We start from the raw sequence: 215 nt of genomic DNA on the forward strand, positions 1-215 counted from the left end.
GTTCAAAATCGAACAAGAAATTGCCGTTTTTTTGTCTAGACCATGCTTACATTTCTAAAAACGTAAGTTTTTCAGTGCCCTCCAAAAATGTTCGGGGCTTTTTATTAAAACTAATGATGGCGATGAGAAACGAGCAGAAGCGGTCACTCATAAGGGTAATGAGAGCCCGTAATCTTATAAAAAGAGCAGAAGCGGTCACTCATAAGGGTGATGAG

Annotated in this window: 1 protein-coding gene; it reads left to right on the top strand. The window is 39.5% G+C overall.

Translation table 11 applies throughout. From position 1 onward, the window contains the following. Positions 1–215, top strand: a 215-nt coding sequence (locus tag TR08_RS33300) for a hypothetical protein (protein WP_045520833.1), incomplete at both ends; no start/stop codon positions are given.

The sequence above is a fragment of the Neobacillus niacini genome (assembly GCF_000759675.1).
Taxonomy (GTDB): domain Bacteria; phylum Bacillota; class Bacilli; order Bacillales; family Cytobacillaceae; genus Neobacillus; species Neobacillus niacini_A.